This window comes from Mesobacillus maritimus, from assembly GCF_019749255.1.
In the GTDB taxonomy this organism is placed as follows: Bacteria; Bacillota; Bacilli; order Bacillales; family Cytobacillaceae; genus Mesobacillus_B; species Mesobacillus_B maritimus_A.
The window spans coordinates 215562-230649 of record NZ_JACWFH010000012.1 but is presented as its reverse complement, the minus strand read 5'-3'; the positions used below and the strand labels follow the sequence as shown (position 1 = coordinate 230649).

Genomic DNA, 15088 nt, shown 5'->3' with positions numbered 1-15088 from the left:
AAAGGATGTGGGTTGGATTGATTAATCAATGGGAAGAGGAATTCAATAGAGTCCTTTCTGAGTTCAAGGATCAGGTAAAGTTGAGCGAGCACCATGTGCTTGTGATTGGCTGCAGCACGAGTGAAATCATCGGTGAAAAAATCGGCACAGCAGGCTCAGAGGAAGTGGCATCATTTGTGTTTCGTCAGCTAAAACAGCTGCAGGTAGAAACAGGTGTTCAACTGGCGTTTCAGTGCTGTGAGCATTTGAACAGAGCACTTGTTGTGGAACGCAAAACCGCTTATGAGCGACAGTTAGAAGAGGTCACTGTCATTCCTGTCCGGACAGCTGGCGGAGCAATGGCTACGTATGCCTATGGAAACATGAGTGACCCGGTTGTGGTCGAGTTTATCAAAGCAGACTCAGGGATTGATATTGGCAGCACTCTTATTGGTATGCATCTGAAACATGTTGCCGTACCATTAAGAGTTTCGCAAAAGACCGTTGGACAAGCCTACGTGACGCTCGCTAAAACAAGAGCGAAGCTCATCGGTGGTAGTCGAGCAGTATATGAAAAAAATTACGAGAACGAGTCTTGCTAATAGAAGAAGCTCCATAGGTGGGGCTTTTTTCTTTTGGGGGTGGATTGGTTGAGGGGGAGAGCTGTTCCTAGAGGAGGTTAACTTTTAAATAAATTTCCTGTGCAAATAGGAGGCCAATATCTGCAAATAGAACCCGGAATTCCACAAATAGAAAAGGGATTGCTGCAAATAGAAGTTCGGTTTACGTAAATAAAAATACAGCTTGCAAATAGAAGGGTCATCTCAGCAAATAGGACCTCCATCTTTGCAAATGGACCCCGGAATTCCACAAATAGAAAAGGGATTTCTGCAAATAGAAGTTCGGTTTACGTAAATAAAAATACAGCTTGCAAATAGAAGGGTCATCTCTGCAAATAGGACCTCCATCTTTGCAAATGGACCCCGGAATTCCACAAATAGAAAAGGGATTTCTGCAAATAGAAGTTCGGTTTTATGTAAATAAAAGTACAGCTTGCAAATAGAAGGGTCATCTCTGCAAATAGGACCTTCATCTTTGCAAATAGAACCCCAAATTCCACAAATAGAAAAGGGATTTCTGCAAATAGAAGTTCGGTTTACGTAAATAAAAGTACAGCTTGCAAATAGAGGGTCATCTCTGCAAATAGGACCTCCGTCTTTGCAAATGGACCCCGGAATTCCACAAATAGAAAAGGGATTCCTGCAAATAGAAGTTCGGTTTTATGTAAATAAAAGTACAGCTTGCAAATAGAAGGGTCATTTCTGCAAATAGGACCTCCATCTCTGCAAATAGAACCCCAAATTCCACAAATAGAAAAGGGATTTATGCAAATAGAAGTTCGGTTTTATGTAAATAAAAGTACAGCTTGAAAATAGAAGGGTCATCTCTACAAATAGGACCTCCATCTTTGCAAATAGATCCCGGAATTCCACAAATAGAAAAGGGATTCCTGCAAATACAAACCCAAGTCCAACAACTACGACCAAGTTTTACACAACTACCAAAACAAAGTAAGCCGATTAGCCCCTCTGAAATAACTATCTAAAATCCCGCAAAAAACCCGAACATTATCATCCCATAATCAGGAAAGAATCGTATTTTACAAAAAAAGATGAAAAGCAACCGTTTACATGAAAAGAACCACCTTTCTTTTCCGCACAAGTTGGGCTACAATAAAAAAGAATTTTCACACTAATCATGAACAGATCTACATACTTTCTAAGACATCTGTCAATATAAAAGGGGGATAAACATGAAGCATCTTAAAGAGCAGGATAGCCAAGTATTCGAGGCAATCCAGAAGGAATTAGGACGTCAGCGTACAAAGATTGAATTGATTGCCTCAGAGAACTTTGTCAGTGAAGCAGTGATGGAAGCCCAAGGGTCTGTTTTAACCAATAAATATGCAGAAGGATACCCAGCGAAACGTTATTACGGTGGCTGTGAGTATGTGGATGTTGTTGAGAATATTGCGCGTGACCGTGCGAAAGAAATCTTTGGTGCGGAGCATGTAAATGTTCAGCCGCACTCAGGTGCACAGGCGAACATGGCGGTTTATTTTACAATTCTTGAACAAGGGGACACGGTTCTTGGGATGAATCTTTCTCATGGCGGTCACTTAACACATGGAAGCCCAGTTAACTTCAGCGGTATTCAATATAACTTCGTTGAATACGGTGTTGATGAGACAACGCACACAATCAACTACGAAGATGTTCGTCAAAAGGCAGTTGAGCATAAGCCGAAGCTGATCGTTGCAGGTGCGAGTGCGTATCCTCGTGAGATTGATTTTAAAAAGTTTAAAGAAATTGCCGACGAAGTAGGAGCTTACCTAATGGTCGATATGGCGCATATTGCGGGTTTAGTTGCAACTGGTCTTCATCAGAACCCAGTTCCTTATGCAGATTTCGTCACGACGACTACTCATAAAACGCTTCGCGGTCCACGTGGTGGCATGATTCTTTGCCGAGAAGAGTTTGCGAAGAAAATTGATAAATCCATCTTCCCTGGAATTCAGGGTGGTCCGTTGATGCATGTTATTTCTGCGAAGGCGGTTGCGTTTGGCGAAGCGCTACAAGCTGATTTTAAAGTGTATGCTGAGAATATTGTCGCGAACGCTAAGCGTCTTGCTGAAAGCCTTCAAAAAGAGGGGATTACACTTGTTTCAGGTGGAACAGATAATCACTTAGTACTCATCGATACGCGTTCTCTTGATCTTACAGGTAAAGTTGCCGAGAAGGTTCTTGATGAGGTCGGCATCACCGTGAATAAAAATACGATTCCATTTGATCCAGCAAGCCCATTTGTTACCAGCGGAATCCGAATTGGAACGGCTGCCGTTACAAGCCGTGGTTTCGGTCTTGAGGATATGGATGAGATTGCTGCGATTATCGCATTCACTCTTAAAAATCATGAAAATGAGGAAAAGCTGGCTGAGGCTAGCAAGCGCGTGGAAGCTTTATCAAGCAAGTACGTACTTTATCCTGAATATTAAAAGTCAACGTAGAAGCGGTTCTCAATGGGAGGACTGCTTCTTTTTGTGAGTTTTCTTTTTAAAACGAAAATTTCCTATACTAGGTTGTTGCTCTTACAAATGTTTTTCTGTAAAATTAGACGGAGTGTAAACAGAGATTATTTTACATAATAAGACAAAATTCTACTTTTAAGGAGAGATTCGATGGCAAAGGTATTTGTGTTTGACCACCCACTAATCCAACATAAGTTAACGTATATTCGTGATAAGAACACAGGAACGAAGGAGTTCCGTGAATTGGTTGATGAAGTAGGGACCCTGATGGCATTTGAAATTACTCGTGATATGCCGTTACAGGACATCGAAGTCGAAACTCCAGTCCAAGAAACAACTTCAAAAGTTCTCGCTGGTAAGAAACTTGGTCTTGTTCCAATTTTACGTGCGGGAATTGGCATGGTAGATGGAATTCTGAAATTGATTCCAGCGGCAAAAGTTGGACATGTCGGACTTTACCGTGATCCTAAAACGCTAAAGCCAGTTGAATATTACGTGAAGCTTCCAAGCGATGTGGAAGAGCGTGATTTCATCGTCATCGACCCAATGCTTGCAACAGGTGGCTCAGCCATTGAAGCGATTAACTCATTAAAAACGCGTGGCGCAAAGCATATCAAGTTTATGTGTCTGATTGCGGCTCCTGAAGGTGTTGAAGCTTTAAAGGAAGCTCATCCGGATGTTGATATCTATATCGCAGCCCTTGATGAAAAGCTCAATGACCATGGCTATATCGTGCCAGGTCTAGGTGACGCCGGCGACCGCCTATTCGGCACAAAATAAGAACCTACAAGGAACCTCCCTTTCAGCCAAAAGAAAGGGAGGTTTTTGCATTAGTGAAAGTACCACTAGTGATTGAATTGACATGTAAAAAGGTGACAATCTTCACATCCTAATTAGAGGTATTTCCGTAGAATAAAGAATGTTACATTACCTCTTCCAAAATAACTGTCTGAAAAAGCGACTTGTACCATCAAAACAATAGACCTTAGAAACACTATATAAATAGAAGAAAAGTGAATATTCAGTAAGATAAAACACTGTATAAAACGACAAACTACATAATATTCGCGATAAACAAGCTTGACTTCTATGCATAGTCCGCACGTACTTTGTTCACCATAAGAAGTAAAAAGTAGGTGTGCGCATGCGAAACTTCGTCTACATAACGGTATTAACAATTTTACTATTGGCTACAGTGACCCCAACGTGGACGAATGCGAAAGAGGATGTCACATGGGGAAGTGATCAACCGGAAAGTATAACCTCTAGGCTAGCAGATTCAAAGGTAACAAAGGATACACCTACGCAGAACCTACACCACCCACAAATACCAGCAGAAGATAAGCAAGTAAACAAGGTTGCCATTGTACTAACAGATGAATTCCAAACAGAAGCAAACATAAAAAAACAATTGGCTCAACTTCCTAATATAAAACTTCGGAGAGTGTTTAAATACGCATTACCCGGTTATTCGGTTGAGGGTCCACTTCACGAGTTAGAAAGGATTCAGGGAGCGAAGCAAGTGTCACCTGTTCAATCCTATAAGGCGGAGGCGACTGCAACCAACATTGAACTCATTGGCGGAGAAAGGGTTCGTGGAATTTTCGATGCCAACGGACAGCGCTTGTCAGGTAAAGGTATTAAAATTGGCGTTATTGATACCGGGATTGATTATGACCATCCAGATTTGCACCGCAACTATGGGGGTGGTCATGATTTGGTCGATGGGGACAAAGACCCGATGGAAACAAAGGGGACCATCGGCGGCAGTACTCTTCATGGCACCCATGTCGCAGGGATTATTGCAGCGAACGGAAGGATTACCGGCGTGGCCCCCGACGCCAAACTGATTGCCTATCGGGCACTAGGTCCTGGAGGGATGGGCACAACCGAACAGGTTCTTGCCGCCATTGACCAGGCGATAAAGGACAAAGTAGACGTACTCAACCTGTCGCTGGGCAATGATATTAATGGACCAGACCTCCCAATCTCGCTTGCCATTAATAAAGCAGTTGAACACGGAATTACCGCCGTCACGTCTTCAGGCAACTCTGGCCCGAATAAGTGGACAGTCGGCTCGCCAGGCACAGCAACAAAGGCGATTTCTGTGGGAGCCTCGACGCCACCGCTTCTCGTTCCTTATCTTAGTGTCACAGGTCTTACAGATAAAATAAGACTAGAACCACTGATGGGTTCAGAAGGCTGGAAGCTAGACAGAAGTATCGAAATAGTAGATGGCGGCATCGGCCGGAAAAGCCAGGTTAAAGGAGCAGAAGGAAAACTAGTTTTAATCAAAAGAGGCGAGCTTACGTTTACAGAAAAAGCAAAGAATGCGGCTAAGGCCGGGGCAAGAGGCGTGATTATTTTTAACAATACGAAAGGTGGTTTCCTTGGAAACCTTGAAGAGCCTCTCGATATTCCTGTCGCCTCCATCACGATGCAAGAAGGAGAAAAGCTGAAAAAGGCAATCAAAGAAGCAAAGGGATTTGCCAGAAAGGATCTTGTAGAAGAAAAGGATCTCTTAGCCGACTTTAGTTCGCGTGGTCCGGTAACGAACACTTGGGAAATCAAGCCGGATGTTGTTGCACCAGGGGTTGCAATTAATAGTACGATTCCCGGTGGATACCTTGCCTTGCAGGGGACGAGCATGGCGGCACCTCATGTTGCAGGTGCAAGTGCTCTGATTAAGCAGGCACACCCTGACTGGAGTCCAGAACAAATCAAAGCCGCTTTAATGAATACGTCCCTTCCGATTAAAAATCGAGAAGGCATTGGTTACCATACTTATGAACAAGGAGCTGGGCGGATTCAAGTAGAAAAAGCAGTAAATACGGAGTCGCTTGTCTTACCGGCATCGTTACAGTTTGGGAAATTCAGGCTTGCTGATCGCCTTCACAGGCATACCACTGTCATTGAAGTTCAAAACCACGGCGCTAAAACAAAAAAGTATTCTTTTACCTTACCGAAAAGAGAAGAAGGCATTGAGTGGGAGATGCCAATGAGCTTCGAAGTAGCACCAGGGAAAAAGAAGAAAGTGGAAATAAGCATGATTGTGGATCCTTCAGCCTTTAAAGGCAAAATTCACGACGGTTATCTTACCTTGAATGAGGCTTCAAATAAAATTAGCATTCCATACTTGTATGTTTTAGAAGAACCCGACTACCCACGCGTAATGGGCTTTGCGCTTGCTCCTGCTGATAAACCGGGTCATCTTCGCTATGAGGTTTATCTTCCGGGTGGGGCAGACGAATTTGGAATCGCTTTGTTTGATCCAGATGATTATCGATTTATCGGATTTCTTGATTCAAAAAGGAAAGTAAAGAAGGGAATGCTAGAGCAGGAGTTAAAGCCAGAAGACCTTCCTCCACCTGGAGGGTATATCGCCAAGGTTTTTGCTAAAAAAGCAGGTCAGGAAGATCGGATTGATATCCAATTCTTTATTCCGCCACGACCCGAATAAATGTCACCGGAGGGACACAAAATCCTCCGGTTTTTTTTGGAAAACATGGTATAATACTTCCTATGAATATTTTGCTAGTAATTTGAAAACTATGTGAACTTTTTAGCTATAATGGATTGACATTGACATAGTGCTATTGTATGCTTACAAAGGATATAATGATAAGGGTTTCAGTGACCAAATCTATCAATTTATTCAATCCCGTACCGCAATCGTTTCGGATGGGAGCTGTGGAAAAATGCGTCAAAATAACCGGCATCCATTACAGGCATACGCCCTAATGTCAGCGATTCTTGCTCAACTTGCAGGATCCGTGCTGATTGGTGTATTTGTAGGAAGGTGGCTGGACCGGGTATTCGGTGTTGAGCCATTTTTCTTAATATTAGGATTATTAATTTGCTTAGCCGCAGGTGTTTACGCGATGATCCGACTTGTCCAACATTTCTATTCAGGAGAATAAACAGCTATGCCGGAGATACGGGTAATGTTTGAACGTCAGCGAAAATACATATTGTTTCTATTATCTTTTTACTTTTTAGGGTGGGCTTTTTTTACAGATTATCAATCACTGTTTGCAGGTCTGATTGTTGGTACTGCCGTCAGTTTGTACAACCTATGGTTGCTGGCGAGAAGGACCTGGAACTTCGGAGACGCAGTCCTTCAAGGCAAGAAAATACGTTCCCTCGGTTCGTTTTCTCGTTTTGCTGCAGCGGGATTAGTGATTTTTATTGCTCTTGAGTATCCTGAGCATGTCCATCTTATTAGTGCTGTTTTGGGATTAGTGACATCCTATTTTGTCATTATGATAGATTTTTTGATCCAGTCTTTTCATATACGTCGATAGCGGGGAAGAGAGGTGAATACTGGTGCATCATGAAGCTCCTATAGTACCATTTTTAGGACTCTATTTTAATTTGGCAAACGTGTTAATGATAACGGTTGCCAGTCTAATTGTTTTTATTATTGCTGTTCTATCCACTCGTACTCTAGCAATGAAGCCATCCGGAATCCAGAATTTTATGGAATGGGTCATGGACTTCGTTAAAAACATTATTAACAGTGCGATGGATTGGAAGGATGGCGGAAGATTCCATGTACTTGGGATTACATTGATTATGTATATCTTTGTATCCAATATGTTGGGGCTTCCATTCTCAATTGTCATTGACGGAACGCTATGGTGGAAATCACCGACAGCAGACCCAGTCGTGACGATGACTCTTGCAACAATGGTTGTTTTACTTTCCCATTATTATGGGGTGAAGCTTAAGGGGACAGCCGCTTATGGAAGAGAATTCCTCAAGCCGTTCTCATTCATGTTTCCAATTAAGATTATTGAAGAATTTGCAAACACACTTACGCTTGGACTTCGTCTTTACGGTAACATCTACGCAGGTGAAATCCTGTTGACGTTGATTGCTGGAAGTTTAGCGACAGGGATAGGTGGTACTCTGGCCGCAATTGTCCCAATGCTTGCATGGCAAGGTTTCTCCATCTTTGTTGGAGCCATTCAATCATTTATCTTTGTTATGTTAACGATGGTCTATCTATCACATAAAGTTAGTGCCGACCATTAATATATTCACACCTGTTCATTTTTGAACAAAAACACATTTATCTTTCATACATTTAAAGGAGGAACACTTATAATGGGTCTATTAGCAGCAGCAATCGCAATTGGTTTAGCCGCACTAGGTGCTGGTATTGGTAACGGTCTTATCGTATCACGTACAGTTGAAGGAATCGCACGTCAGCCGGAAGCTCGTGGTATGCTTCAAACTACAATGTTCATCGGGGTTGCATTAGTCGAGGCGATTCCAATCATCGCGGTTGTTATCGCGTTCATGGTTGTTGGTCAATAATAATTAAAGTGTCGTTAACATGGCGAAGATCATTCCAAAGCGAACCTTCGCCATTCATTTATGTCCTTACTTGTTTTTAATAGAATGAAATGAAGAATCTTTTCGTATGAAGCGACTCTTGAAGGGAGTGAATCGAGGGTGTTAACAAACAGTTTAAATAGTTTGGTCCTAGGCGCAGCCGAAGGCACACACGATGCCTTTTTAAATACTGGGGATATCGTATTCCAGTTACTTATGTTCCTCATCCTTTTAGCATTGCTGAAAAAGTATGCATGGGGTCCATTAATGGGCATCATGAAACAGCGTGAAGAGCATATTGCTGGGGAAATAGATGCAGCAGAACAAAGTCGTAAAGAAGCAAGCAAGAACCTAGAAGAACAACGTGAGCTATTAAAGCAGGCTCGCTTAGAAGCGCAAAGCCTAATTGAAAATGCAAAGAAACAGGGCGATATTCAACGCGACGAAATTATTGCGTTAGCACGTACTGAATCTGATCGCATTAAAGAATCAGCTAAAGCTGAAATCGAGCGTGAAAAAGATCAGGCTGTTGAAGCGATTCGTGAGCAATTGGCTTCAATTTCAGTCATGATTGCTTCGAAGGTAATTGAAAAAGAACTAAGTGTAGCCGACCAAGAAAAGTTGGTTAATGACTATATTAAAGAGGCAGGAGAAGGTCGATGAGCAACCCGACAATCGCAAATCGTTATGCGCGGGCTCTTTTTCAAGTAGCCTCAGAGCAAAACCAACTTGATACTGTCGAAAGCGAACTGCGTGTTGTGAAAGAAGTCTTTCAAACCAATGCAGCACTGGCATCGGTTTTAGCTTCTCCTAAGGTTCCACTTGATAAGAAAAAAGAGCTTTTAACACAAGCCTTTGCATCAGCGAGTCCTTATGTTCTAAATACGTTGATGTTACTAGTTGATCGTCACCGTATAGGGTTAACTACAGAAATAGCAGACCAGTTCATAGAGCTTGTTAATGATACAAAAGGTGTTGCAGAAGCTACAGTTTACAGTGTCACGCAACTAACGGATGCCCAGAAAGAAGCCTTGTCCTTGGCTTTCGCACCAAAGGTTGGTAAAAAGGCACTTGATATTGAAAACATTACAGATTCCAATTTACTAGGTGGCGTCAAGCTACGTGTTGGGAACCGTATTTTTGACGGATCATTACGCGGGAAGCTCGATCGTCTTGAACGTAAATTGCTAGGCTAAGATTCGTAGATAGGGGTGAAACTCATGAGCATCAAAGCTGAAGAAATAAGTGCGCTGATAAAGTCGCAAATTGAAAACTATCAGTCGGAAATTCAAGTAAGTGATGTTGGTACAGTCATCTCCGTAGGTGATGGTATCGCTCGTGTTCATGGCCTGGATAATGCTATGGCTGGAGAACTTGTTGAATTTTCAAACGGCGTTATGGGTATGGCGCAAAACCTTGAAGAAAGTAACGTCGGTATTATCATCCTTGGACCTTTCACAGAAATCCGTGAAGGCGATGAGGTCCGCCGCACAGGCCGCATCATGGAGGTTCCTGTAGGTGAGGAACTAATCGGTCGTGTAGTAAACCCACTTGGACAACCAGTTGATGGCATGGGTCCAATTAATACAACAAAAAGTCGTCCAATCGAATACAATGCACCAGGCGTAATGGATCGTAAATCCGTTCATGAGCCATTGCAAACAGGTATTAAAGCGATTGACGCTCTTGTTCCAATCGGTCGTGGTCAGCGTGAGTTGATCATCGGAGACCGTCAAACAGGGAAAACATCTGTTGCAATCGATACAATCTTGAACCAAAAAGGTCAAGATATGATTTGTATTTACGTAGCAATCGGCCAGAAGGAATCAACGGTTCGTAACGCAGTTGAAACCCTTCGTAAGCACGGTGCACTAGAATACTCAATCGTTGTGACTGCGGCTGCTTCTCAGCCTGCACCACTTTTATACTTAGCTCCTTATGCTGGTGTATCTATGGCAGAAGAGTTTATGTACCAAGGCAAGCATGTTCTTGTAATCTATGATGACTTAACAAAACAAGCATCTGCATACCGTGAACTTTCCTTGCTCCTTCGTCGTCCTCCAGGTCGTGAAGCATATCCAGGGGATGTCTTCTACCTACATAGCCGCTTACTCGAGCGTGCTGCAAAATTGAGTGACGCAAAAGGTGCTGGTTCAATCACTGCGCTACCATTTATCGAAACACAAGCAGGGGACGTTTCGGCTTACATTCCGACAAACGTTATCTCCATCACTGACGGACAGATATTCTTACAATCTGACTTGTTCTTCTCCGGCGTACGTCCGGCGATCAACGCTGGTCTTTCTGTATCCCGTGTTGGTGGATCTGCACAGATTAAAGCAATGAAAAAGGTTGCCGGTACATTGCGTCTTGACCTAGCTTCTTATCGTGAGCTTGAGTCATTTGCACAGTTCGGTTCTGACCTTGATAAAGCAACTCAAGCGAAACTTAACCGTGGAGCGCGTACCGTTGAAGTTCTAAAGCAGGACTTGAACAAGCCGCTATCTGTTGAGAAGCAAGTTGCCATCCTATATGCACTAACGAAAGGATTCCTTGATGATATTCCATTAACGGACATCCGTCGTTTTGAAAGTGAATTCCATGCTTGGTTAGACGCCAACCGTAAAGAAGTGTTAGACCATATTCGTACAACGAAAGAACTTCCGAAGGACGAAGATATGGTTTCTGCAATCAACGACTTTAAAAAGACGTTTGCAGTATCTGAGTAAAACGAAAAGCGGAGCCGACTGGTCAGCCTCGACAAGCGCTGGAGGGCCAGCAGTTGAAGTCGTTCTTTGACTTCATCGGATGGACCGAAGCGACTCGAGAGGCTAGGAGCCGGAGCTGGACAACGAAAACGAGGTCCCCAGCCGCCGCGCGGCCGACCTCATCAGATTAACAATTTCTTTAAAAGGGTGGTGAGAACCTATGGCATCTTTACGTGATATAAAAAACCGGATCACTTCGACGAAAAAGACAAGCCAGATTACAAAAGCAATGGAAATGGTGTCTTCTTCTAAGTGGAACCGTGGAGTGATGAATGCAAAAGCTTTCGTCCCTTACATGGAAAAAATGCAGGAAGTGACAGCATCTATTGCGATGGGCAGTAAGGATGTAAATCATCCAATGCTTCAAAGTCGTCCGGTCAAAAAGACGGGTTATCTGGTCATCACATCGGACCGTGGGCTTGCTGGTGCATTTAACAGCAACGTCATCCGCCAAGTGTATCAGACAATCCAAGAACGTCATAAATCGAATGATGAGTTTGCCATCATCGCCATTGGCCGGGTTGGACGTGACTTCTTTGCGAAACAGGGAATGAACGTTGTCCTTGAAATCATTGGAGTAGCTGACCAGCCTTCTTTTAGCGAAATCCACGATATTACCAGCAGCACAGTTGGGATGTTCGAAGATGGTACATTCGACGAATTGTATGTTTATTACAATCATTATGTCAGTGCGATTTCACAGGAAGTAACGGAGAAGAAACTTCTGCCGTTAACGGATATTGAAGTTCCTACAAAAATGACTTCCTATGAATTCGAACCAAATGCGGAAGAAATTTTAGAGGTTCTCTTACCTCAATATGCTGAGAGCTTAATCTTCGGTTCATTACTGGACAGCAAAGCTAGTGAGCACGCTGCCCGTATGAACGCAATGAAGAATGCTACAGACAACGCAAATGAGCTGATTAAATCACTTAGCCTTAGCTATAACCGTGCCCGTCAGGCGGCAATTACCCAGGAAATTACTGAGATTGTTGGCGGTGCGGCGGCACTAGAGTAGAACTTTATTGGGATGTGGTTAAGTGTTACCCCACATCCCCTCATGATGTATATACATTGAAAGAAGCTAGTTAGGAGGGAACAAGATGAACAAAGGACGCGTTCTCCAAGTTATGGGTCCGGTCGTTGACGTTAAGTTCGAAAGCGGCAACCTTCCTGAGATCTATAACGCATTGAGGATCGAAACGAAACCGCAGAATGAAACAGAAGTTCAAATCAATTTGACTCTTGAAGTAGCCCTTCATTTAGGCGATGATACTGTTCGTACAATTGCGATGTCATCAACTGATGGACTTCAGCGTGGAGTCGAAGTAGTGGATACCGGTGCTGCTATCTCTGTACCAGTTGGGGATGCGACACTTGGTCGTGTATTCAACGTACTGGGTGAATCAATTGACCTTGATGAGCCAATTGCAGCAGATGTACGCCGTGATGCTATCCATAGGGAAGCTCCTACATTTGAACAATTATCAACAGAAGTTGAAATTCTTGAAACTGGAATTAAGGTTGTTGACCTTCTTGCTCCTTATATCAAAGGTGGTAAAATCGGTCTCTTCGGTGGTGCCGGTGTTGGTAAAACCGTATTAATCCAGGAATTGATCAATAACATCGCCCAAGAGCATAGCGGAATTTCCGTATTTGCTGGAGTTGGTGAGCGTACGCGTGAAGGAAATGACCTTTACCACGAGATGACTGACTCAGGCGTTATCAAGCAAACAGCGATGGTATTCGGACAGATGAACGAGCCACCAGGTGCACGTATGCGTGTTGCCCTAACTGGTTTGACAATGGCTGAATATTTCCGTGATGAGCAAGGACAGGACGTTCTTTTCTTCATGGATAACATTTTCCGATTCACACAAGCAGGTTCAGAGGTTTCTGCCCTTCTAGGCCGTATGCCATCTGCCGTTGGTTACCAGCCAACACTTGCGACTGAAATGGGTAAATTACAGGAACGTATCACATCTACTAACGTAGGTTCTGTTACTTCCATCCAAGCAATCTATGTACCAGCCGATGACTACACTGACCCGGCTCCGGCGACAACTTTCGCCCACTTAGATGCAACTACAAACCTTGAGCGTAAGCTTTCTGAAATGGGTATCTACCCTGCGGTGGATCCACTTGCCTCTACTTCTCGCGCGCTTTCTCCAGAAATCGTTGGCGAAGAGCATTATGAAGTAGCTCGTCAGGTTCAGTCTACGCTTCAGCGTTACCGCGAATTACAGGATATCATTGCCATCCTTGGTATGGATGAGCTAGGTGATGAGGACAAGCTTGTCGTACACCGTGCTCGTCGTATCCAGTTCTTCTTATCACAAAACTTCCACGTGGCCGAGCAGTTCACAGGACAGCCTGGTTCTTACGTGCCAGTTAAAGAAACAGTTAAAGGCTTCAAGGATATCCTTGCAGGCAAATATGACCACCTTCCAGAAGATGCATTCCGTCTTGTAGGTCGTATTGAAGACGTTATTGAAAGTGCGAAGAGCATGGGTGTAGAGGTTTAAAACGGACCAGGAGGGTAAAAAATGAAGACGATGAAAGTCAATGTTGTTACTCCTGATGGACCGGTTTATGAATCTGACGTTGAAATGGTCAGCACCAAAGCTCAAACTGGGGAGCTTGGAATTTTGCCAGGCCATATACCAATGGTAGCGCCTCTTGAAATTGGTGCAGTCCGTATGAAACATGACGGGAAGACCGAATTGGTTGCGGTCAGTGGTGGTTTCCTTGAAGTTCGCCCTGACACGGTTACGATTCTGGCTCAAACTGCTGAGACTTCAGACGAAATCGATGTTGAGCGCGCCATCCGTGCGAAAGAACGTGCGGAACAACGCCTGCGTGAAAGACAGCAGGAGAACGTTGATTTTAGACGTGCCGAGCTAGCGCTTCAACGCGCGATCAACCGGATCTCCATTTCCCAGGGAAAATTATAAAAATTGACATGTTAAGAGTGTCCTGAAATTATTTCAGGGCACTCTTTTTCGTTATATATAGAAACAGATTTAAGGGCAGATAATGGTTGGAGAAGAAGTTCATCACAGTGTAAAGAGTGCATTGTGTCTAGAATTAGAAGGGAAATAGTGGGGGCTGTCAGAGTTAATTATATAGAACTGAGGAATAGCGAGACGGTAGGAAACATGAAATCATCATAGAGCAGTATTAAGAGGAAAACAGTGAAAAAAGTGCTCCATGAAAGCATGATAGAGCAGTTTTAGAAGGATAGCAGTGAAAAAAGTGCTCCATGAAATCATCATAGAGCAGTTTAAAGAGGAAAACAGTGAAAAAAGTGCTCCATGAAAGCTTCATAAAGCAGTTTAAAGAGGAAAACAGTGAAAAAAGTGCTCCATGAAATCATCATAGAGCAGTTTTAGAAGGATAGCAGTGAAAAAAGTGCTCCATGAAATCATCATAGAGCAGTTTAAAGAGGAAAACAGTGAAAAAAGTGCTCCATGAAATCATCATAGAGCAGTTTAACGAGGAAAACAGAGAAAAAAGTGCTCCATGAAATCATCATAGAGCAGTTTAAAGAGGAAAACAGTGAAAAAAGAGCTCCATGAAATCATCATAAAGCAGTATTAAGAGGAAAACAGTGAAAAAAGTGCTCCATGAAAGCATGATAGAGCAGTTTTAAGAAAAACAGTGAAAAAAATACTCCTTGAAACACTACAGGCTATTATTATTCACGAAAATCCCTCATTTCTGCATACCACCATGTGGACAGGAATAATGTTTAGTACATAGGTCTTTCACCAAAAAAAGTAGTTTCAAAGATTTGGAATTTAATTTCTCAGATTATTAAGGCTTTATCGACACATTTTGGTAACAATGATATAATTGGTATCGATTACAATTTTAATAATCTGAATTTATTTTACAACAATGGGGGGTTAGG

Annotated in this window: 14 protein-coding genes; all 14 read left to right on the top strand. The window is 43.0% G+C overall.

What is annotated here, in order from left to right; all coding sequences use genetic code 11:
- The first annotated feature begins 5 nt into the window (after nt 1-5).
- The 14 genes from H0185_RS11505 to H0185_RS11440 all read left to right on the top strand — a co-directional run bounded on the left by H0185_RS11505 (nt 6) and on the right by H0185_RS11440 (nt 14129).
- Entirely contained in the window at nt 6-581 is a 576-nt protein-coding gene (locus H0185_RS11505; RefSeq protein ID WP_221873632.1) for a TIGR01440 family protein, read from the top strand.
- Nucleotides 582-1792: 1211 nt separating this feature from the next.
- Complete coding sequence (gene glyA, locus H0185_RS11500) at nt 1793-3034, top strand: serine hydroxymethyltransferase (RefSeq protein ID WP_221873631.1); 1242 nt, start codon at nt 1793-1795, stop codon at nt 3032-3034.
- Between the two features lie 183 nt (nt 3035-3217).
- A complete protein-coding gene (upp, locus tag H0185_RS11495; RefSeq protein ID WP_221873630.1) occupies nt 3218-3847 on the top strand; it encodes a uracil phosphoribosyltransferase in 630 nt (209 codons plus the stop codon).
- A 364-nt stretch (nt 3848-4211) separates the two neighbouring features.
- Entirely contained in the window at nt 4212-6527 is a 2316-nt protein-coding gene (locus H0185_RS11490; protein WP_221873629.1) for a S8 family serine peptidase, read from the top strand.
- Nucleotides 6528-6765: 238 nt separating this feature from the next.
- A complete protein-coding gene (locus H0185_RS11485) occupies nt 6766-6987 on the top strand; it encodes an AtpZ/AtpI family protein (RefSeq protein ID WP_221873628.1) in 222 nt (73 codons plus the stop codon).
- Between the two features lie 24 nt (nt 6988-7011).
- Nucleotides 7012-7371, top strand: coding sequence for an ATP synthase subunit I (locus H0185_RS11480; RefSeq protein ID WP_425515822.1), 360 nt, complete (start codon nt 7012-7014; stop codon nt 7369-7371).
- Nucleotides 7372-7393: 22 nt separating this feature from the next.
- Nucleotides 7394-8104: a F0F1 ATP synthase subunit A gene (gene atpB / locus H0185_RS11475; RefSeq protein ID WP_221873626.1), complete on the top strand. Its 711-nt coding sequence runs from the start codon at nt 7394-7396 to the stop codon at nt 8102-8104.
- 72 nt (nt 8105-8176) lie between these two features.
- Nucleotides 8177-8389, top strand: coding sequence for a F0F1 ATP synthase subunit C (atpE, locus tag H0185_RS11470; RefSeq protein WP_221873625.1), 213 nt, complete (start codon nt 8177-8179; stop codon nt 8387-8389).
- A 138-nt stretch (nt 8390-8527) separates the two neighbouring features.
- On the top strand, nt 8528-9070 hold the full coding sequence (gene atpF / locus H0185_RS11465; protein WP_221873624.1) for a F0F1 ATP synthase subunit B: 543 nt from the start codon (nt 8528-8530) through the stop codon (nt 9068-9070).
- Complete coding sequence (locus H0185_RS11460) at nt 9067-9603, top strand: F0F1 ATP synthase subunit delta (protein ID WP_221873623.1); 537 nt, start codon at nt 9067-9069, stop codon at nt 9601-9603. Before atpF ends, H0185_RS11460 begins: the two co-directional genes overlap by 4 nt.
- Before the next feature lie 24 nt (nt 9604-9627).
- Nucleotides 9628-11136 carry a F0F1 ATP synthase subunit alpha gene (gene atpA / locus H0185_RS11455; RefSeq protein WP_221873622.1) on the top strand — a complete coding sequence of 503 codons (1509 nt, stop codon included), beginning with the start codon at nt 9628-9630 and terminating at the stop codon, nt 11134-11136.
- A 199-nt stretch (nt 11137-11335) separates the two neighbouring features.
- On the top strand, nt 11336-12193 hold the full coding sequence (atpG, locus tag H0185_RS11450) for an ATP synthase F1 subunit gamma (RefSeq protein ID WP_221873621.1): 858 nt from the start codon (nt 11336-11338) through the stop codon (nt 12191-12193).
- Between the two features lie 85 nt (nt 12194-12278).
- Nucleotides 12279-13700 (top strand): F0F1 ATP synthase subunit beta, encoded by a 1422-nt coding sequence (gene atpD / locus H0185_RS11445; protein ID WP_221873620.1) that lies wholly within the window; start codon nt 12279-12281, stop codon nt 13698-13700.
- Nucleotides 13701-13721: 21 nt separating this feature from the next.
- On the top strand, nt 13722-14129 hold the full coding sequence (locus H0185_RS11440; RefSeq protein ID WP_221873619.1) for a F0F1 ATP synthase subunit epsilon: 408 nt from the start codon (nt 13722-13724) through the stop codon (nt 14127-14129).
- Nucleotides 14130-15088: the final 959 nt, after the last annotated feature.